The sequence below is a fragment of the Silvibacterium bohemicum genome (assembly GCF_001006305.1).
In the GTDB taxonomy this organism is placed as follows: Bacteria; Acidobacteriota; Terriglobia; order Terriglobales; family Acidobacteriaceae; genus Silvibacterium; species Silvibacterium bohemicum.
This window is the reverse complement of record NZ_LBHJ01000001.1, coordinates 237,388-257,222: the sequence shown is the minus strand read 5'-3', so window position 1 is coordinate 257,222 and position 19,835 is coordinate 237,388. Positions and strand designations below refer to the sequence as shown.

Sequence of the window (19,835 nt, the reverse complement as noted above, 5' to 3'; positions counted from 1 at the left end):
ACTTCTGTATTAAAGCACTTGCGCCGCCCCTCGCGCCCTGCTCTCCTGAAGATTAGACTCTTCGGATCGGCAAATCCGGTGAGATCGAGTCCGAAAACGAGGCATAAAACAGATCATGAAGGCATTTTTGCTGGGGCTCATCCTGGGACTTTGTATTCTTCCTCTTGCGGTTTTCACATATTTCCACGCCGGACACCCGCCCGTAGCCGTCGCTGACAAGTCCTTTGTGATGGAAAAAGAGCTGGTCAGTGTGCCGCTGCACGCCCGCATCGACAAAGAGATGCCCAAGTCGCCCCCCATCGAAGCCAACGCGACGAACCTCGAGACCGGCGCACACATTTATCGCCAGCAATGCGCGGCCTGCCACGGCTTGTATGGACGCCCCTCCAGCTTTGCTTCGCACATGTACCCGAATGCTCCGCAACTGTGGGCTCCGCACGAGGACGGCGTTGTAGGAGTCAGCGACGACCCTCCGGGCGAAACCTACTGGAAGGTGTCGAACGGCATCCGCCTGACCGGCATGCCGGCTTACGACAAGGTCCTGAATCCAACTCAGATGTGGCAGGTCAGCCTGCTGCTGGCCAATGCCGACAAGCCGCTGCCGCCCGGCGTGCTGGATCTCCTGAAGCAGCCGCTCGATCTCGATCCGGCCACGCTGACGCCCGCTTCCGCAGCTACCGGGCCGGCGCAGAAGATCACCGACATCCAGATGAACTCCATGCCTCCGGCCATTCCTGCCGAGCAGAAGTGAGCAATGCTTCACTCGCGGCGCCGGCTCTCCCCAGCAGCCGGATCGCGAGCGAAGCGTGACTGGATATGTAAAGATATCTGGTGGCGTTTCGATTGCTTGAGTCTTTCAGCGCCCGATCGAACTTTTGAAGGCTGACTGAATGAAGGCACTTGTAAAGTCTTACGCCAAGCCCGGTCTGTGGATCGAGGACGTGCCCGAGCCGGAAATCGGCATCAACGACGTCAAAATTCGCGTGCTGGCTGCCGGCATTTGCGGAACCGATCTCCACATCTATTTATGGGACGAGTGGTCGCAGAAGACCATCCCCGTTCCTCTGGTCATCGGGCACGAATTCGTCGGCGAGATCGTCGAGGTAGGCTTCAACGTCACCGACTTTCGCCCCGGCGATCGCGTCAGCGGTGAGGGCCATGTAGTCTGCGGACGCTGCCGCAACTGCCTCGCCGGACGTCGCCATCTTTGCGCGCATACCCAGGGCGTGGGGGTGAATCGCGCCGGCGCATTCGCCGAATACATCGTGCTGCCCATGACGAATATCTGGCGGCATGCTCCCGAAATTCCTCTCGAAGTGGCCGCCATCTTCGATCCCTTCGGCAACGCGGTGCACACGGCGCTGGCCTTCCCTGTCCTCGGTGAAGATGTGCTGGTCACCGGAGCCGGTCCCATCGGCATCATGGCCGCGGCCGTCGCTCGCCATGCTGGTGCACGCAACGTGGTCATCACCGACCTGAATCCCTATCGCCGCGAACTCGCGATCAAGGCGGCGAAAGTCACGCGAGCCATCGATCCGCGCGAGACCACACTGCAGCAGGTGCAAGACGATCTGGACATGCAGGAGGGCTTCGACGTAGGCCTGGAGATGTCCGGCAATTCAAGAGCGTTTTCCGATATGCTGGCCAGCCTCAGCCACGGCGCGAAGGTCGCGATGCTCGGCATTCCTTCCCCTTCGGAGATGTCGATCGACTGGAACAAAGTCATCTTCAATCAACTCACCATTCGCGGCATCTATGGCCGCGAGATGTACGAGACCTGGTACAAGATGACGGCGATGCTGCAGTCCGGACTCGATATCGGCAAGGTCATCACGCATCGCTTTGCATGGCAGGATTTCGATGAAGGATTCCAGGCCATGCGCAGCGGCAACTCCGGCAAAGTGATTCTGGACTGGACGGTTTAGCCGCCCACCTCACCTCCGCTGTCATTCTGACTGATAGCCACGTCATTCTGAACGATCCGGGGTCCCCGACACGCGCGATGTTCGCGTGTTGGGGTGGTGAAGTGAAGAATCTCAGCTCCGTTGGTATGCAAACAGAGCTGAGATTCTTCCTCCCGTTGGTTGTCAGAATGACGTGTTGACTTGAGTTCTGCGCGTCTGTCAGCTCAGGTTCTGCCGCAAAAGCGCTGGCGAGGTCTTCGCCAGATGCAGAATCAGTTCGCCAAACAGCCCGTTGGCCCAGGCGAACCAGGGGCGTGTGTATTTGGCCGGATCGTCCTTGTGAAACGACTCGTGCATGAAGTTTGTTCCCGCGGTCGTGTTGCGCAGCCAGCGCAGGCATTGCAGGGTTTCCGCATCGCTGGTTGAAGAAAAGGCGCGGAAGACGATCGACATCGGCCAGATGTAATCCAGCCCCTGGTGCGGTCCGCCGATTCCCTCCGCAGCCGTGCCCGCGAAGAAGTAAGGGTTGCCCTTGCTGAGCACGAAGCTGCGCGAGGCGCGATAGAGCGGATCGTTGCGCTCGCTGCATCCGAGATAGACCAGCGAAAGGATTCCCGGAGCATTGGCGTCGTCCATCAGCGACGTGCCGCCGTAGCCATCAACCTCGTAAGCCCAGATAGTGCCGTGATCGCCGTGGCGCACTCGCCCGTAGCGTTCCAACGCAGCTGAGACCTCCGATGCAAGCTGATGGCATTCCTGCGCGAAGGCCGGATCGTGATAGACCTGATCGGCAATCGAGGCAAGCTGCTGCAGGCTTTGCACCGCGAACAGATTCGCCGGCACGAAGAGCGGATAGATGCAGGCATCGTCGGACGGGCGGAACATGGAGAAGATCATGCCCACCGGCAGCGCGGGATTGCCATAGCCGCCCAGCGCCAACGTCTCGGTGGGAGTCGGGGAAGCGCGCTGGAAGTGATAGGGGCCGTGATCGGCCTTGCGCTGCTGCTCACGAAATGTCTTCACGATGCTCTGCGCGGCCTGCTTCCATTCGGCATCGAAGGGGCGAACGTTTCCTGTGGCCTGCCAGTATCCATGCGCAAGGCGGATGGGATAGCACAGAGAGTCGACCTCCCACTTGCGCTCGCCGACACCCGGCTTCATCTCGGTATCGTCGTGAACGCTCCAGGAGAGCGGAGTCTCCGATGGCGAACGCAGAAACGCATTCGCATAGGGATCGAGAGCGATGCAGCGCGCGTGCCGATGCATCATGCCTTCGATCAGATCGGCCAGATGAGGGTCCTGCTTGCAGAACTGCAGATAGGGCCACATCTGCGCGGAAGAGTCGCGCATCCACATCGCATCGATGTCGCCGGTGATGACAAAGGTGTCGGGCTTGCCTCCAAACACATCGGGAGACACCGTGGTATCCAGCGTGTTGGGAAGGCAATTCTCGAACATGACCGCCAGTTGCGGATCGGCGATCTGTGCCTTCACCTGAGCAATGGTCTCTTCGACGGCGGTGCTGCGAAAACGCCTGTCGGCCACGGCCGGACGCTCGTGCAACACGGGAGATGCGCTGTCCTGCGCAGCAAAAAGTGAGTGGCTCGTAACGCTGGCCGCACCTACGGCGAGACCTCCACGAAGAAGGTCGCGCCGGGTGATGCCTGAGGAAGCTGCTGCGTTCTTTCGTTCCTCCATCGTCTAGACCTCGAGCGATGGCGGAGCAACGCTCTCTGCCGTTCCGAGCTTGAGATCCGGCTCGCTGCTCATGGTGAAAACGATCTTTGCGCCCTTGGCGATGTCCGCATGCGAGACCCAGAGCCGGTCGTGCTTCTCGCCATTAATGGTCACAGCCTTGATGTACTTCTCGTCCGGCGATTTCCGCTTCGCCTCGATGACCAGCTCGTGGCCGCCGCCGAGATTGACCGTTGCGCGATCGAAGAGCGGTGAGCCGAAGACATAGTTGCCGCTCACCGGATCGACAGCGTAAAGCCCCATCGCACTCATCACATACCATGCCGACATCTGGCCGCAATCTTCATTGCCGGCAAGACCATCGGGCTCGTTGCGATACATGGTGTCGAGCAGCATGCGTATGCGCTCCTGCGTCTTGTGCGGCTGGCCCGCATACAGGTAGAGATATGCCATGTGGTGGCAGGGCTCGTTGCCGTGCGCGTACATGCCTATCAGTCCGGCGATATCCGGCGGCGCATCTGCCGGCAACTCCGAGCTCTGGTTGAAGAGGTTATCGAGCTTCGCGACGAAGGCCTCGCGACCGCCGAAGAGCTCGATGTACGACTTCACGTCATGCTGCACGCCGAAGGTCGACTCCCAGGAATTCGACTCGGTGTAGTCGCGCCACTTCTTCGAGTGGCCCATCTCCTTCGGGTCGTACGGCGTTGCCCACTGCCCATCGCGCAGCTTGGCGCGGATGAACTTGGTCTGAGGATCGAAGAGATGCTGATAGTTCCGCGAGCGCTTCTTGAGCAGCTCAACATCGTCAGTCCGTCCGATGGATTGTGCAACCTGCGAGCAGGCCCAATCACCGTAGTCATATTCGAGCGTCTTGCTGACCGATTCTTCTTCGAGATCGGCGGGGATGTATCCAAACTCGCGATAGTAGCCCAGGCCGCGATAGTTATCGTCCATCGCACGTTTGCGCATTGCCTTGTAGGCGCGCTGGTAATCGATGCCCTCGAACTTCTTCACGCAGGCTTCGGCCATCACCGACGCCGAATGATAGCCGGTCATGGTGCCCGTCTCCCGCGCCTGCAGCGGCCATACCGGCATGCCCGCGGGGCTCTGCTCGGCCATGGTAATCAGGCAGTTGACCAGCGACGGCACACGCTGCGGCTGGAACAAGGTGAAGGCCGGATGCAGGGCGCGATAGGTATCCCACAGCGAGTAGCTGCTGTAGTTGTGCTGCCCGGGATCGAGCTGATGGATCTGGTCGTCCATGCCGCGATAGCTGCCGTCCACGTCATCCATCAGGGTTGGCGCAACCATCATGTGATACAGCGACGAATAGAAGATTTCCTTCTGCTTGCTGTCGCCACCCTCGATGCGAATGCGGCTCAACTCCGTCTGCCACGAGTCGTGCGCGCTCATGCGCGTTGCATCGAAGTTCCAGCCCGGCTGCTCGGCGCGGAGATTCTTGAGCGCGTTCTCGGCGCTCACCGCGGAGATGCCGGTCTTCACATATACGATTTCATTCCTGGCGGTAGTCACGTGCAACACAGCTTTGAGCGCTACGCCTTTGAGCTCGCGCGCGGTTTCCGGCTGCGTCGTACCATCCGCAACCAGCTGCAACTTCTCGAAGGGCTTGGAGAACTGCATGGCGAAGAAAATCTTCCGTCCATTGGCCCAGGAGTTGACGGTTCTTCCGCCGACGATCGTGTCCTCACCGACTACCGAGAGGTTCGCGTCGACAACAGGGTTCTTGGGATCGGCGTATGAGTGGCTCCAGTCCAGGATGAAATGGCTCTTGTCGCTGGCCGGGAAGGTGTACTTGTGAAGGCCGGTGCGTTCGGTCGCCGTCAGTTCCGCGAGAACGTCGTAGTCCTTGAGGCGGACGGAATAGTAGCCGGGCCGCGTGATCTCATCGGCGTGCGAGAAGCGCGAGCGGTATCCGCTCTCCGGATTTTCGCGTGTACCTGGATCGAGCTTCACCTCGCCCACGCATGGCATCAACAGCACATCGAGCAGATCGCCGCAGCCGGTGCCGCTGAGATGTGTGTGGCTGAAGCCCATGATCGAGCTATCGGAGAAATGATAGCCCGAGCACCAGTCCCAACCGGAGTTGAATGTATCCGGACTCAATTGCACCGCCCCGAAGGGAACGGTCGCGCCAGGATATGTGTGCCCGTGACCGCCGGTTCCAACCGCGATATTTACGTACTGCGTCACATCCTCGTCCGATGCTGAGCGAGCGCCTTTGAGCAGTGGTGCAGCGATGAGATCCTTGCAGGCAGTGAGAGACATCAATTCGAGGAAGGTGCGTCGAGAAACCATGCAGCAGTAGATCCTTTCTGTGGCGGACAGGGGGCTGATATCGTTATCATAACGGTTACGGAAGCTAAAAATTCCGCAACCAGACGACAGTTTCCAGCCATCAGACCGTTCTGACCTTATTGTATGACTGCGAAGGCGCAGAAAGGATAAAGCGAGCTGCGTCCACTCCCCGAAGTATTTCATCTAATCTGGAAACAGCGCCGATCCGGATCGTTGAATTCGATTCCGATCTGTGCTTGCTGCATCTGCAGGTTTGAGGTATCTGAGATTGTCTTGGAAATTTCGTTCGCCGGTTCGAAGTCTCCTGCCGGCTTTCGTGCTTTTTGTAATCGCCGTGGGCAGCGCATGGGCCAGCAGCAAAGACCCCCACTTCGACTACGAAAACCCTATTCAGACTGAGCCCATTCGCGATCCTCAGATCGTCAAGGTGGGCAAGACCTGGTACATGACCGGGACCGCATCTCCCTTTGTGGAAGGAACTTCGCAGGGGCCGATTCCGGGGGTCAAGCTGTGGTCGTCGACCAATCTCACCGAATGGAAATTCGTATCCCTGCTGATCACGCCCAGTAAAGATCACTGGTACAAGCGCGGCTTTCATGCGCCCGAACTCTTTCCATACAAAGGCAAGTGGTACCTGACCTTCAGCTGTTCCTCGGGAGAGAGTCCCGACAGCGCGGCAGCGGTTGGACTGGCAGTAGCGGACAAGATCGCCGGCCCCTATCGCGTGCTCACCGAAGATGCTCCCCTGACCGATGGCAATGACGCGACGCTCTTCCAGGATGACGACGGCAAGGTTTATCTCTTTCGCGCCGGCATCTCAGCGATCCAGGTAGATCTGGGAGACGCGGCAACGATCGGCTCGGCCTTCAACGTCATCGAACGCGGCCCCGACTCAGCGTGGGACGGCACCGGCCCCGGCGGTCCGCAAGTTGGCGTCGAAGGTCCTTCGGTGTTCAAGCACGACCACAACTACTACCTGCTCTACGCCTCGTGGGGCCGCGGCTACGAAGAAGGCTATGCCACCGCACCCAGGATCACCGGCCCCTGGCTCAAGTACCACAACAATCCCGTCTACGGTGCGCAGGACGAGGATTGGAGCAGGATCTACAAGCACGAATACACGCAGGCCGCGTCTGTCCCCTACGGGCAGCTCGGCCACGGCACGCCATTCATCGGTCCCGATGGAAATCTATGGTTCGGCTGTCACGGCTACCTGAAGGGAAAAGGACAGCAGCCGCATCTGGTGATCACGCCGCTGACCTTCGATCACGAGGTAATCAACCTGACCGCGACCTGGACACCGCAGGTGATCTTTCTGCCGCATCACTTTCGCGTGCACCTGAACGATACGCGGCTGGCGTCACCCGATCTAGTCAAGCTTGCCGCCCAGCCATGACGGCAAGTGCGCAGCTGCGGGCTTCCAGCACACGTAACATTCGCTTGTTGGGCAGACGTGAAGGATCTCAGCAGGTCATTGCCGCATCGCTGAGATTCTTCCTCGCCCTGATCGCCAGAATGACGATTTATTCCGAAGACCCGGCGCTGACTCTAGTCTCCTGAGTCAGAAGTGCGCCGTATATTTACCAGCTCTGTAATGGCAGAGAGCTTGAGGGAAACTGCAGGTCCCTCCACTTCGCTTCGCTACGGTCGGGATGACAAAATTTGTGCAAGAAATCAATGACTCAGGAGACTAATCTTTGAGCGTAAGGGTGATCTTGCGCGCGTCTCCGCCCGCCGAGAGCATCACGATCTCGCCCTGGCTGCGCTTGACCACACTGGGAAATTTCTCTCCCCACTCCACCAGAACGATGCTGTCCGGAGCGGCCAGCTCATCGATGCCCAGCGTATCGAGCTGGCGCTCGCCCTCGATCCTGTAGAGATCGAGATGGTAGAGCTTGACCGGGATCTTGTGGCCATCCGAACCCTGTGTGCCTTCGTATTCGTGGATCAGCGTGAAGGTCGGGCTGGTCACCTCGTCCGGAGCGGCCGCGTCCAGCGCTTCGGCAATGCCCTTCACCAGCGTGGTCTTCCCTGCTCCCAGATCGCCGCGCAGGATCAAAAACTTCGGTGGATTCAAAAATTTGGCGATCTGATGACCGACGCGAATGGTCTCCGCAGCGCTCGAGCTTTGATATTCGTGAACCTTCGCCGTCTCTGTCGTCATCGCTTCTCCACTGTGGATCGAGGTAAGCCCTGCACCCAAACATAGCCCGCTGCATCCTGTGGACGAAAGCGGAAAGCGCGCCACAGATGCGCTACCGTATCCGTCGCCAGCAGCGTGTGTTCATCCTGCTCGCGCACTGCCAGATCGGCAGCCAAGCCATGCAGATAGACCGCCGCATTCACTGCGTCGGCAATCCGGTCCGGATGCTGCGCCACCATGGCCGCAACGATTCCGGTAAGGATGTCGCCGCTGCCGCCCTTCGCCATTCCCGGATTGCCCGTGGTGTTGATGGCCATCGAACCGTCCGGATGCGCTATGAGTGTACGCCAGCCTTTTAACACCAGTGTTACTTGATGACGAATAGCAAATTCCCGCGCCAGCGGCTCGCGGTTTGCCTGCACTTCCCTGGTGCTGATCCGAGCCAGGCGCGCCATCTCCCCGGGATGCGGCGTCAGCACCATCGCCCGGCCTCTGCCATCGATCTTCTCTGAATGCCTGGCCAGAATATTCAGCGCATCGGCGTCGAGCACCAGTGGAACCTTTGCCTTCTCCAACAGCTTCAGCACCAAGTCTTCGGCAGCCAGGCTCTGACCCAATCCCGGCCCGATGGCCAGTACAGTCATCCTATCGAGCAGCTCATCGAAGTCGACGTGATCGGAATCGATGGAACCATCTGCCGCTTCCTTCAATGCGATGGTCATCAGCTCAGGCGTAACACCCGCAACCTCGGGAAGAATGGACTCGGCGACGGCAGCCGTCACCAGTCCCGCGCCTGTCCGCAGGGCGGCAAGCGACGCCATGGAAGGCGCGCCCGATTTGCCCCTCGCGCCGCCGATCAGCAAAACGTGGCCGTACATGCCCTTGTTGCTGTCGGCCTTGCGCGGCGCGTCTGTGATTTGTTTAAATGCGCCCGCCCAGCTGAGATTCAAATCAGACTGGATTGCCCCTTCCGGCGAACCGATCTGAGCGACGACAATCGCTCCATAGACGCCGCCGGTCAGATCGCCGCAGACGTGAGCCAGCTTGGGAGCGGTAAAGGTTACGACGGCATCGGCGCGATAGGCGCCCTCAGCGTTGAACTCCCGCGAATCCGCGTCCCACCCCGAAGGCAGGTCGACCGCGATCACCGGAGTCGTCATCGCATTCAGGCGATCGCGCAGTGTAGCAGCGATGCCGCGCAGGGGAGGCTTGAATCCCGTGCCGACTACCGCGTCAAGAATCAGCTCCGCATTCTCAAGAATCTTTCGGACTTCGCTGCTCTCGAGATCAGCATCGCTCCCAATGACAACCGGCGCAATGCCCATCTCGTCGAATGCAGTCTTGGCGTCGCCTTTCAGATCTTCCGGAGAGCCTATGAGCAACACCTGCACCTCGCAGCCGCTCGCGGCTAGATTGCGGGCGGCAACAAAGCCATCGCCGCCGTTGTTGCCTTTGCCGCACAGCGCGACGATCCGCCGGCAGCCGGCGTATTCGCGCTCCACAAAGCGCGCCACCGCCGCTCCGGCGTGGCGCATCAGGTCGATCGAGGCAACGCCAAACTTCTCCACCGTCACGCGATCGGTCGCGCGCATCTCTTCTGCCGTCAAAATCTTCATCACGAAAGCATCCTATCTGATCCAAGATGCACGAAAGCGTGGAGGGTATTCACAGCGGGGCCGAAAGAAATCCTTTTGCCCAGGTCCCGTTTTTGAGATGTGGAGCTTTCGCCCGATAGATAACGGCCTCCGCGCGGGAGGCTGAGCGGGCGTTCCCTCAGCGGCTGAAGCCGCACTCCTTTTGCTTGATTTACGTACGGCTTGAAGGCCGTACCCTTCAAGAGAAAGTTGCTTGATTTATTTACTGCTGAAGGCCGTACCCTTCCAAGACCACGACTTTCTCAGCAAGCAAACGGCCTCCACAAGAGGAGGCCGTTTTTGCGTTACGAGAGGAAGTTTTACTGAGGGATGCCCTGGGCGGGAGCACCCATCGCGGGATTAGCAGTCTCGGTCGGCTGCTTGGCTGCGAAGTAGCTGTGATCCCAGAGATTGCGGTAGAAATGGCCAGTCAGCTCCGCCGCCTTGGGGCCGAAGGTGGGCCGTCCGCCTTCGAGGAAGATGACGGTGACGATGCGTCCGTACTGCGTGTCCGCGTAGGAGGCGAACCAGCCGAAGCGCGTGCCGTTGTTGGAGCAGGTGCCGGTCTTGCCCATCACCGGGAACTGATTGAAGTTGGCCTTCAGCGAGCGAGCAGTGCCATACTGGACGGCGCCATGCATGCCATCCTGAATTTCGGGAATCAGCCGGGCAATGTCCAGGGTGCGCTTGATGCGGGGCTGGAAGTTCAAGACCTGGTCGGGCGTGGTCGGATGCTGCAGATAATAGAGGGTTCCGCCGTTTGAAATCGAAGCCACCAGAGCGCCTAGCTGCAGCGGCGTCATGGAGACGCTCTCACCGAAGGAGCACATGCGGCCTACGCCGCCGCGATCGTCGGGCAACGGCTGATCGGGATAGACACCGAGCTGCTCGCCGGGAATGTTGTAGCCGGCCAGCTCGCCCAGCCCGAATTCGTTGGCATAGTGGCGGACGCGTTCGAAGCCAAGGCGACGGCCCAGCGTCTCAAAATATGGATTGATCGAGAGCGCCAGCGCCTCGGTCAGATTTACGTGATACGAACCGCCCAGATTGACCGGCGTGTCCTTGGTGATGATGCCCTCTTCCAGGGCAGCCAGCGCGACGGAAACCTTGATGGTCGAGCAGGGCTCAGCGCCACTCGACAGGGCCAGCTTCTGGTTGACCATGGCCAGGATGCGGCCATTGCTGGGATCGATCGCAACCACCGTGCCGTTCATATTGCCGAGCGCGGCAATCGCGGCCTCGCGGACCACCGGATCTTCCCCGGCCGTCACATCGCCGATGGTCTGATCGGTATCCGTAAAAGAGCTGGCATAGAAGCGTTCATAGCCGCCGCGACGAACGACCAGGCTGGCACGGCGCAGGCGAGCGCCGCCGCGAACCGACGCGCCACGAATCGAAGCTGTGCGCATGGATGTGGTCCGGACCGATGCGGTGCGGATCGAAGCCACTCTCCGGCTGTGCTGCAGGCTGGAAATATGCCTTTGCGCTGCCGCCGACTCATGCACATGCGCTCTCCGGCGTACAGGGCGATGCGTCGTCGCCGACTCGGCGAAGCAGAAGGAGGAGCCCAGGAGGGCAAGCGAAAATACGAATAAAAAGAGGCGTTTCATCGATATCAAACCCTGAGGCCCAGACACCTCTGCTCCATCTTGCCCACAGAACAGCCTGGTAAAACCATTGAAATATGGCTACTTAACGTGACATCCCCGGAAGAAAAACGAGCCGAACGGGGATTGCTGTTCTACACATCGTCTCAACTACTAACAACACGAGAAAATCGCGGATGTTCTCGGTAAAAGAACGTCGACCTAACGATCGGAACAAGTACGAGCGTACGGGGTGAATTGCTTCACTTTACTTTAGAGTAATTCTTTTTGGTAACCAAATGTCTCGGAAAAGCCATTTCTGCATCAAAAGTTGCACTTTGGGATGGCGTTCCAGACCCCAATACGGGCATCTAACGCCATCCCATGCTCGAACAAAAATCGCTTACAGGCCGCCCCGCCGCAGATACGCGGGAATGTCCAGGCTCTCGCCATTCTCGTCGTGATGATCCTCAAGAAACACCTCCGGCTGCATCGCAGGCTCGGCTATGGCTACGGCTGCCTCTGGCGCAGTCTCCTCCATATCCGAAAAGCTCTCGAACAGCGGCTCTTCTACACGGATCGGCTCACGGCGTACGGCCGTCGCGAACGCAGGCTCGTCGTCCGTCTCTTCGCTGGCGAAGCGCGGAGTAATGGGACGGGCGCTGACTTCGACGCCGCCCATCGTTGACCGGGGAGCAATCGGCTCGCGCAGCGATGCGTTCAGCAGGCGCTCGCGGCGCTCCGGCATCTCGCCCTGGCGGAAGCCCGTCGCGATCACTGTGATCTTGACCTCGTCGCCCATGCTCTCGTCGAGCACCGCGCCGAAGATGATGTTGGCTTCCTCGTGCGCCGCGTTCTGGATCAGGGTCGAGGCCTCGTTGACCTCATTCAGCTTGAGCGAGCTCGATCCGCTGATGTTGATCAGAATGCCGCGCGCTCCATCGATGGCGCCCGCTTCGAGCAGCGGAGAGGCCATCGCCGCCTGCGCCGCATCGATGGCGCGGTTCTCGCCCGCGCGCACCGCCGTGCCCATCACCGCATAGCCCATGCCGGCCATGGTGGTCTTCACGTCGGCGAAGTCGCGGTTGATGATGCCGGGGATGGTGATGATGTCGGAAATTCCCTGCACGCCCTGTCGCAGCACATCGTCGGCGATGCGGAAGGACTCGAAGAAGCCGGCATCTTTCGCCACCGCCAGCAGCTTCTCGTTGGGGATGACGATCATGGTGTCGACTGAATCCAGCAGCTCCTGCATGCCGCGCTCCGCCTGCGCCATACGCCGCTTGCCTTCGAAGCTGAAAGGCCGCGTGACTACGGCGACAGTGAGTGCGCCCATTTCGCTGGCCAAGGATGCGATCACCGGAGCTGCGCCGGTGCCGGTTCCGCCGCCGAGACCAGCGGTGACGAAGACCATGTCCGCGCCTTCGAGGGCTTCGATGATCTTCTCCGAATCTTCGAGCGCCGCGCGACGGCCCACATCGGGATTCGCGCCTGCACCCAGACCGCTGGTGAGCTTGGTGCCCAGCTGCAGCTTGACCGGCGCCTGCGAAAGCTGCAGCGCCTGGCGGTCGGTGTTGGCGGCGATGAACTCCACGCCCTCGACGCGCGCCGAAATCATGCGGTTCACGGCGTTGCCGCCGCCTCCACCCACGCCGATGACCTTGATCTTCGCCCCGCGCGGGACCTCATCGTGATACTGAATGCGAATTTCTTCTGAATGACTCATCGGCTTCGACTCCTGATTTCGATTTCCTGTTGGACTTTCGCTTTCTAGTTTCCCTTGAACTGCTCCGTTCGATTTCTTGCGAATTTCTATAAGCTTCCGGCAAAGATGGCGCGCAGCTTGGCGCGCAGGCTATGGTCTTCCGCCGCACGGATCACGCTGGTGCGGTGGGTATAGAGCAAGGTTCCAATCAGCGCCGCGCACTCCGGCTGCGCCAGCTCTTCCGGCATCTTCGAGAGCGGGACAGGCGATCCGATCCGCGCCGGCACGCGCAGCAGGCTCTCGGCCACATCGAGCAATCCAGGCAGCCGCGCGCCTCCCCCGGTCATCACGCATCCCGCACCCAAAGCTTCGAGTACTCCACCCTGGCGGAGGTTGTCACGCAGCATGTGGAAGAGCTCGCGCGCACGAGGTTCGAGAATCTCGCAGATCAGCCGCTGCTTGACCACGCGAGGCTGAAAGCCGGGCATTCCGCTGAGCTCGATCTCCGTAAGCTGCGGAACAGCCGTCACCACCGCATGGCCGTAGTGGCACTTCACCCACTCCGCCTCGGGCGGCGTAACGTGCAAGCCGACCGCCAGATCGTTCGTAAAGTGATCGCCTCCGATAGGAATGACGGACGTGTGCGCTACGGAGCCTTCGAAGAAGACGATCAGCTCGGTCGAGCTGGCTCCGACATCGATCAGGCATACGCCCAGTTCGCGCTCGTCCGCGGAGATGGTGGCCTCGGCTGCCGCGACCGCTTCAAAAACCGTCTCCGTCACTTCCAGCCCGGCCTTGTTGGCGCAGGTCACGACGCTCTGCTGCGCGCTCGCCGAACAGGTGGCGATATGCAGATTCACCTCGAGGCGGCTGCCTACCATGCCCACCGGATCATGAATGCCCGGCTGCTCGTCGAGAATGAACTGCTGCGGCAGCAGGTGAATCACCTCGCGGTCATTCGGTAGAGAAACGCTCCGGGCGCGATCCACCGCGGCTCTCACATCTTCGCGGGTAATCTCGCGCAGACGCGTGCCCAGGCTGATACCGCCGCGGCTGTTCACGCCGCGCGCGTGCGGGCCGCCGATGGAGATTACGCATTTCTCGATGGTGACGTCGGCCCGCTTTTCAGCGAGCGTCGCGGCCTTGTTGATGGATTCCGCTGCCAGCTTCAACTCTGCAATCAAGCCCTTGCGCATTCCCGCCGCATCCACAATGGCGTGTCCAAGATAGCGGAGCGCGCCGTCGTTCAGCTCGGCGATAAGCATGCGCGTCTTCGAGCTTCCCGCGTCGAGCACGGCAATCAGGTTGTCCGCCTTCTGGCTCATCGCTGCGCCTCGCGACGTTGCCGAGCCGCGTGCTTTTTTGCCGCGATAGATTTCGCAGCAGCCATCGTCGCAGGTTTGCTCGCGGGCTTCGCTACCGGGGCATCGGCCTTTGCAGGAGCAGGAGAAGTGTTCGACGTATCAGCCGTTTTGCCATCGCCCGTTTTGCCATCCGCCATCTTCAGGACCACCTGGCCGTCATAGCGCAGATCGACGGCGGCCAGCCGGGGATATTGCTGCTCCCACTCGCTCAGATGCGATTGATACACGCGATACCGCGCGAGGAAATTCTGCTCGCCGAAATGCAGCAGCAGGTCCGTGCTCTTGGCCGGCACCGTGGCGCGCACATCTTCGGGATCGGAGAGATCGATCTCGCTCATCTGCTCGGAGAGCTTCTCGCCGCTTGCGTCCAGCTCGGCGAGAAACTTTTGGTACATCTGCATGCGCGGCTTACGCGCCGACAGCAGATCACCAGGATGAATCCCGGTCACCACGGGAAAGGAAAAATGTTTGGCGGCCATCATGGCCGGCGGCATATCGAGAATGACGCCCTCGGCATCGACCAGCTTGACCTGATCGGCCACGCGAACGAAGGCAATCGGCGTCCGCTCCGTTACAGCGACGCGCAGCTCATTCGGCAGCAGACGCATGACGGTCGCATGCTGCACCCAGGGGATCTGCTCCAACTCGGCTCGCCTCTGCACCAGCGGCACATAGAACAGGTTGCGTCCGATATCCGAGCCGAAGACTGACAGCAGATCGGTGCGGCTCAGTTGGCTGTTGCCGACGGTCTGAATCGAGGAGGCGGTGTCGATGCGAAAGCACGGGTCGTGATCGAAGAAGCTCTTCACCGAGAACACCAGCGCCACTCCTCCAGCCAGCACTGCGATCGCGGCTCCTGCCAGCGCAATCCGTCCCCAGCGCGTTTTGGTCCAGAGTGGAAGAAGACCTTTCTTGACCGGCACCCGCCGGCGCGTGCGCAGAAAGGGCTCATCGTCCTCGATGCGCTGCCCCAGCCCTTCGGCAGCTTTGTCCAGCAGCCGGTCAGACGCCTGGCCGCGCGAAGCATCGCGCTCCGCATTGCGCGACGCGCGAGCACGAGAGGATGGGGCCGCGGACGGCTGAGCGGGACGCAAATATGCGTCATCCGCATCGTCGTCGACGTACGCCGAGCCACGGGTTGAGTATGAATCGTTTTTCGCCACGCCCGAGCCAGGTCGTGAGAGTCGCCATCTCGACTATAGCCTTCCTCCCCTTGTGAATCGCATAGCGAATCGGGGAGGAATCAAGAGAGGGAACGGGTGGAGTGTTGTCCAATTCCGGACTGATCAAACCAAATTCGGACAGGCGAAGAAGCCTCGATGCGCTCCGGCACCGGATAAGGCCTTCCCTTCCAACGCCTGCCGCCAGCAGAGTCCGGCTCTCCGATTGCTTTCTGTAGGCTGAGGATTGCTCCCGGTGATCAAACTCTGGCGCGATATGCGATTCGGCCTGCGCATGCTGGCCCGCAATAAGGGATTTACAGCCATTGCCATCCTGGCCCTGGCGCTCGGCATCGGCCCCAACGTCGCCATCTTCAGCATCGTGTGGGCTACCTTTCTGTCCCCGCTCCCCTATCCCCACTCCGATCAGCTCGTCGTGGCCTGGAAGCATTACCGGGGCCAGCGCAACGGCGTTCCTGCCGAAATCTACGCAGAGTACGCTGCGCAGAGCCATTCTTTTCAGATTCTAGGATTCACCTCCTGGACGACTCTCCACTTCACCGGCGCAGATCATTCCGTTGAGGAAGTTGCCGGGCGCGCCAACACCCCCGGCTCCATAACCAAGTTGCTCGGCTTGCCCATGGCTCTCGGCCGCGATTTTCTGCCGGGTGAAGGCACTCCGGGTAACGATCATGTGGTGCTCCTCACGCACAGCCTGTGGGAGACGCACTTCCACGCCGATCCAAGCATCCTGGGCAAGCCGATTCTGATCGAGGATCAACCTTACACCGTGGTCGGAGTCATCCCCGCCGGCCCTCTCGACCGCATCCCCGGAACCCAATTCACGGTGCCCATGTCCCCGCAGCCCGGTGTGACCAGCAACGAGTGGGGAGACATCATCGGACGTCTCAGCCCGGGCGTCACTCGGGAGCAGGCGCAAGCCGAGCTCTCCATCATCGACCATCGCGTCGAGGAGCGGCGTCACGGAGCCACAGAGGCGAAAAACTGGTCCATGAGCGTGGAGCCGCTCCATAATGACTGGCTCGACCACAAGCTGGAGCGTAATCTCTGGCTGCTGCTGGCCGCGGTCGGACTGGTATTGCTCATCGCCTGCGCCAATGTGGCCAACCTGCTGCTCGCGCGCGGAGCGGCCCGGCAGCAGGAGCTGGCTCTACGCTCTGCTCTCGGCGCCACCCGGCGGCAGATCTTCGCACAGCTCCTCACCGAAAGCCTCACGCTCTCCATACTTGGGGGAGCGATTGGCCTCGGCCTGGGCTGGGGGATCATGAAGCTCAGCATGGCCATACTGCCGCTGGTCCGGCAGACCGCCGAAGCGGTCGTTCAGGTGGACGTGCCGGTGCTCTGCTTCGCCATCGGCCTCAGTGTTCTCGGCGGCATTCTTTTCGGCTGCGCGCCTGCCTGGCAGGCGGCCGGCGTCAACCTCAGCGAAACCCTCAAGCAGGGTTCACGCTCCATCTCCGGGCGCGACCGCAATCATACGCAGGGCATTCTCGTGACTGCGGAGTTCGCTCTCGCGCTCACGCTTCTGGCTGGCGCCGGAATGGCCCTTCACAGCTTCTGGAACCTGAGCCGCATCGACCTCGGCATCACCCCCGAGCATGTGCTGACCGCAGATCTCCAGCGGCGCAGCATCAGCCGCAACCAGCGCGACGCGACGCCGCCCCCAGAGGAAATCATTGCCCGCCAGCGCGCGTTGATCGACAAGCTCGGCTCGATTCCCGGTGTCGAGAATGCCGTTCTCGCAACGAACATGCCCCTGCGTGGCTTCGACTCCTTCCCGTTCGCCGTCGCCGGCCATCCTGCCGATCCCCAACATCCACCGGTTGCCGACCTCCAGGCGGTGACCCCGGGGTTCTTCGCGACATTCGGCATCCGACTGCTTCGCGGCCGCTTTCTTAACGATTCCGATGTCCAGTCCGCGCCGCTCGCCGTAATCGTCAACGAGAGTTTCGTGCGCCGCTATCTGGGCGGCATGGATCCGCTTCAACAGCGTCTTCTCATTGCGTTGCCCGGATCGGGCGAAAACCATCCCGGCGCCATCGTCCCCTTTGAAATCGTCGGCATCTATCACGACGTACTGGACAACAACCATCTCACCGGCGCGACACAACCTGCTATTTACGTCTCCATGTGGCAGGTGCCGGTGCCGTATTTCTCGATCGCGGTGCGCACCGCCCTCGATCCAGGGTCCGTAAGCAGCGGTATGCGCGCTGCCGTGGCCCAGGCTGAGCCCAACACCACGGTTGCCGATCTGCAAACCATGAACGAGGTGGTCGAATCCCAGCTCACTAGCGACCGCTTCGGAATGGTGCTCTTCGGAAGCTTCGCCGGAATCGCTCTGCTCCTCGCCGCGCTGGGCATCTACGGAGTAATGTCGTTCGCCGTCGCACAACGCACCCATGAGATGGGACTGCGCATGGCGCTCGGCGCTCAGAAGAGCGATGTGGTAGCGATGGTGGTGCGCGGCGGTATTCGGCTGGCTCTGCCCGGAATGGCACTCGGGCTCATCGGAGCATTTGCGCTGGGGCAACTGATGCACTCAACGCTTTATGGTGTGGGCTCAGTCGACTTTCTCAGCACTCTGCTGGTGGCCGCGCTGCTATTGGCCGTTGCCGTATTCGCATGCTGGCTGCCGGCAAGGCGCTCAGCGCAGGTAGATCCCATGATCGCCCTGCGCGAGCAATGAGGTGACTCGCGCATTTTTCTCGCGAAGATTTTCAGGTGCCGGTGCCAACAGTTCACGCGCTCCGAAGCCTGACGCGCCCTACACGTCGTAATAAAAATTCCCATGAAATCCGATGGGGAAATGCTGCCCGGTCCACACCCGCGCAGCACGATCGAGCGTAGCTGCGTCGCGAATGTCTAAATATGTTTCGTTGCGCACGGCGCTGTAACCCTGATGCAGCAGCCAGCCGTCATCCTCGCTCGATTTGCCATGCCGCGGCACGAACACCGCCTCTTCGAAGGCATTCCCCGCACCGGCATCGACATGCTGTGTGGTTGCCGAGGCGAAATCGTGGCGAACCAGCGTTTGCTGGGTGAAGTTCTCGCCGCCCTGCATCGTGTAAAGGTGCCGCGTAGCTTTGCCGCTCATGCGCGTGTCGAAGCGCGGAAACTCCTGGCCCTCGCCGATCACGCTGCGTCCGGTCACCCGCTTCTGCTTGAGGTCGAGCGTAAGTCGCGTGAGTTGCGGAAGCTGCGCCTGGGGAGGATTGCTCTCCGACCACGCGGCGAGGTGTTGAAAAATCGAGGCGTCGGGACTGAGCAGGCTGTCCATGGTCATGAGGTCGCCGGCCTCGGCCAGATTCCCGTGGTGAAAGACCATGCCCGCGGGCTGTTCGAGAATGACCGGCTCGCCCGTCCCGTCTTTGCGCAGAACGATTAGCCGCGTCGGATCACTGGCCGCGTAGCGCAGCGCGTCCGCCGGGGTGACGCGCCCGGAGAAGAGTGACGGCAGGTCGTAATGCACGGGCGGAACGACAAAGACCAGGTGCTCGCTGCCCAGCAGCATGTCGTGGACCATGAAGTAGTCGGGCTGCGGAAGCGACGCAATCTGAGTCAGCCGGCCATCGAGCTCCATGCGAAAAACGGTCAGGGCAAGGTCGCGTCCTTTGTGGGTCCCGAAGGCATATCCCACGCCGGTCTCGGGATCGAACTTGGGATGTGCGGTGAAGCTCATATCCTTGGGCAGCGTGCCATGGAAGTCCCAATAGCCTTCAAATGCCAGCGTCTGCTCGTTCACCGCGCTGGGGTGTCCGCCCTCGGAGAGCGCCAGCAGCCGCCCATCCCAGCGGATCACATTGATGCTGGGTTGATTTTTGCCGCCCTTGCCGGGAGCCGGAGCGAGCGTACCAAATTCGTTGTAAAGCATCGTTCCAGTGGCGGCTTCTTCCAGACGCTCGGGCGTTTCGACGAAGCGGGCGCTCACTGTCGCGTTGCCTTCGCGCAGCTGATACTTCACCAGCAATGCATCGCCGTCGAAGAGATGGCGCAGCTGCACGCCATGGTTTGTCTTCTGTCCTGGCGCGACGCGGTAGAGCGTACCGTTTAAATCCTTTGGAATCGCGCCTTCGACATGCAGCGAGGACCACGTGCCTTCGGAGCTCGGCGCCTGCACGGCAAGGCGGCCCAGGTCGCGTTCTCCAGCAAGAACGGAGGCGACCAGCTGCGGCTCGATCAGCCCCGCGGCAGTAAGCATGGAAAGGCTGGCAAGCAGCGAACGGCGGTTGAGAGTGGGCAATGGACGATGGAGAAGAGAGGAATTCATGGAGTCGACCCTCCTATCGAGTCGATATATTGAATAGATA

The 19,835-nt window shown here is 60.8% G+C and carries 13 protein-coding genes; 4 read left to right on the top strand and 9 right to left on the bottom strand.

Going from position 1 to position 19,835, the window contains the following annotated elements:
* Nucleotides 1–115 precede the first annotated feature (115 nt).
* Both XX99_RS01130 and tdh read left to right on the top strand, forming a co-directional pair.
* Nucleotides 116–751, top strand: coding sequence for a c-type cytochrome (locus tag XX99_RS01130; protein ID WP_050057539.1), 636 nt, complete (start codon nucleotides 116–118; stop codon nucleotides 749–751).
* Between the two features lie 139 nt (nucleotides 752–890).
* Entirely contained in the window at nucleotides 891–1,925 is a 1,035-nt protein-coding gene (gene tdh, locus XX99_RS01125) for an L-threonine 3-dehydrogenase (RefSeq protein ID WP_050057538.1), read from the top strand.
* A 198-nt stretch (nucleotides 1,926–2,123) separates the two neighbouring features.
* Here tdh and XX99_RS01120 read toward each other — a convergent pair whose 3' ends face one another.
* Nucleotides 2,124–3,602 carry a glycoside hydrolase family 125 protein gene (locus XX99_RS01120; protein ID WP_050057537.1) on the bottom strand — a complete coding sequence of 493 codons (1,479 nt, stop codon included), beginning with the start codon at nucleotides 3,600–3,602 and terminating at the stop codon, nucleotides 2,124–2,126.
* 3 nt (nucleotides 3,603–3,605) lie between these two features.
* The gene (locus XX99_RS01115) at nucleotides 3,606–5,915 is read right to left on the bottom strand and encodes a GH92 family glycosyl hydrolase (RefSeq protein WP_050057536.1); all 2,310 of its coding nucleotides are present in this window, start codon (nucleotides 5,913–5,915) and stop codon (nucleotides 3,606–3,608) included.
* Between the two features lie 316 nt (nucleotides 5,916–6,231).
* On the opposite strand from XX99_RS01115, the gene XX99_RS01110 reads away from it, so the two are divergent.
* On the top strand, nucleotides 6,232–7,311 hold the full coding sequence (locus XX99_RS01110) for a glycoside hydrolase family 43 protein (RefSeq protein WP_231581103.1): 1,080 nt from the start codon (nucleotides 6,232–6,234) through the stop codon (nucleotides 7,309–7,311).
* Between the two features lie 294 nt (nucleotides 7,312–7,605).
* Here the strand turns inward: XX99_RS01110 and tsaE are convergent, their stop codons facing one another.
* From tsaE to XX99_RS01080, 6 genes are all read right to left on the bottom strand, one after another.
* Nucleotides 7,606–8,079 (bottom strand): tRNA (adenosine(37)-N6)-threonylcarbamoyltransferase complex ATPase subunit type 1 TsaE, encoded by a 474-nt coding sequence (tsaE, locus tag XX99_RS01105; RefSeq protein WP_050057534.1) that lies wholly within the window; start codon nucleotides 8,077–8,079, stop codon nucleotides 7,606–7,608.
* On the bottom strand, nucleotides 8,076–9,674 hold the full coding sequence (locus XX99_RS01100) for a bifunctional ADP-dependent NAD(P)H-hydrate dehydratase/NAD(P)H-hydrate epimerase (protein WP_050057533.1): 1,599 nt from the start codon (nucleotides 9,672–9,674) through the stop codon (nucleotides 8,076–8,078). Before XX99_RS01100 ends, tsaE begins: the two co-directional genes overlap by 4 nt.
* A 338-nt stretch (nucleotides 9,675–10,012) precedes the next feature.
* Nucleotides 10,013–11,302 (bottom strand): penicillin-binding transpeptidase domain-containing protein, encoded by a 1,290-nt coding sequence (locus tag XX99_RS01095; RefSeq protein ID WP_050057532.1) that lies wholly within the window; start codon nucleotides 11,300–11,302, stop codon nucleotides 10,013–10,015.
* A gap of 379 nt (nucleotides 11,303–11,681) precedes the next feature.
* On the bottom strand, nucleotides 11,682–13,004 hold the full coding sequence (ftsZ, locus tag XX99_RS01090; protein WP_050057531.1) for a cell division protein FtsZ: 1,323 nt from the start codon (nucleotides 13,002–13,004) through the stop codon (nucleotides 11,682–11,684).
* Between the two features lie 86 nt (nucleotides 13,005–13,090).
* Nucleotides 13,091–14,308: a cell division protein FtsA gene (ftsA, locus tag XX99_RS01085; RefSeq protein ID WP_050057530.1), complete on the bottom strand. Its 1,218-nt coding sequence runs from the start codon at nucleotides 14,306–14,308 to the stop codon at nucleotides 13,091–13,093.
* Nucleotides 14,305–15,510: a cell division protein FtsQ/DivIB gene (locus XX99_RS01080; RefSeq protein ID WP_050057529.1), complete on the bottom strand. Its 1,206-nt coding sequence runs from the start codon at nucleotides 15,508–15,510 to the stop codon at nucleotides 14,305–14,307. The genes ftsA and XX99_RS01080 overlap by 4 nt, the downstream gene beginning before the upstream one ends.
* A 253-nt stretch (nucleotides 15,511–15,763) precedes the next feature.
* On the opposite strand from XX99_RS01080, the gene XX99_RS01075 reads away from it, so the two are divergent.
* Complete coding sequence (locus tag XX99_RS01075) at nucleotides 15,764–18,214, top strand: ABC transporter permease (protein WP_050057528.1); 2,451 nt, start codon at nucleotides 15,764–15,766, stop codon at nucleotides 18,212–18,214.
* A gap of 78 nt (nucleotides 18,215–18,292) precedes the next feature.
* On the opposite strand, the gene XX99_RS01070 is transcribed toward XX99_RS01075, so the two are convergent.
* On the bottom strand, nucleotides 18,293–19,795 hold the full coding sequence (locus XX99_RS01070; RefSeq protein ID WP_050057527.1) for a carotenoid oxygenase family protein: 1,503 nt from the start codon (nucleotides 19,793–19,795) through the stop codon (nucleotides 18,293–18,295).
* Nucleotides 19,796–19,835 lie beyond the last annotated feature (40 nt).

Excerpts from the sequence above, each read along its gene's own strand:
- XX99_RS01070 (WP_050057527.1), bottom strand. The coding sequence starts at position 19,795 with ATGAATTCCTCTCTTCTCCATCGTCCATTGCCCACTCTCAACCGCCGT.
- XX99_RS01100 (WP_050057533.1), bottom strand. The coding sequence starts at position 9,674 with ATGAAGATTTTGACGGCAGAAGAGATGCGCGCGACCGATCGCGTGACG.
- XX99_RS01115 (WP_050057536.1), bottom strand. The coding sequence starts at position 5,915 with ATGGTTTCTCGACGCACCTTCCTCGAATTGATGTCTCTCACTGCCTGC.
- XX99_RS01095 (WP_050057532.1), bottom strand. The coding sequence starts at position 11,302 with ATGAAACGCCTCTTTTTATTCGTATTTTCGCTTGCCCTCCTGGGCTCC.
- XX99_RS01120 (WP_050057537.1), bottom strand. The coding sequence starts at position 3,602 with ATGGAGGAACGAAAGAACGCAGCAGCTTCCTCAGGCATCACCCGGCGC.
- tdh (WP_050057538.1), top strand. The coding sequence starts at position 891 with ATGAAGGCACTTGTAAAGTCTTACGCCAAGCCCGGTCTGTGGATCGAG.
- tsaE (WP_050057534.1), bottom strand. The coding sequence starts at position 8,079 with ATGACGACAGAGACGGCGAAGGTTCACGAATATCAAAGCTCGAGCGCT.
- ftsZ (WP_050057531.1), bottom strand. The coding sequence starts at position 13,004 with ATGAGTCATTCAGAAGAAATTCGCATTCAGTATCACGATGAGGTCCCG.
- ftsA (WP_050057530.1), bottom strand. The coding sequence starts at position 14,308 with ATGAGCCAGAAGGCGGACAACCTGATTGCCGTGCTCGACGCGGGAAGC.
- XX99_RS01130 (WP_050057539.1), top strand. The coding sequence starts at position 116 with ATGAAGGCATTTTTGCTGGGGCTCATCCTGGGACTTTGTATTCTTCCT.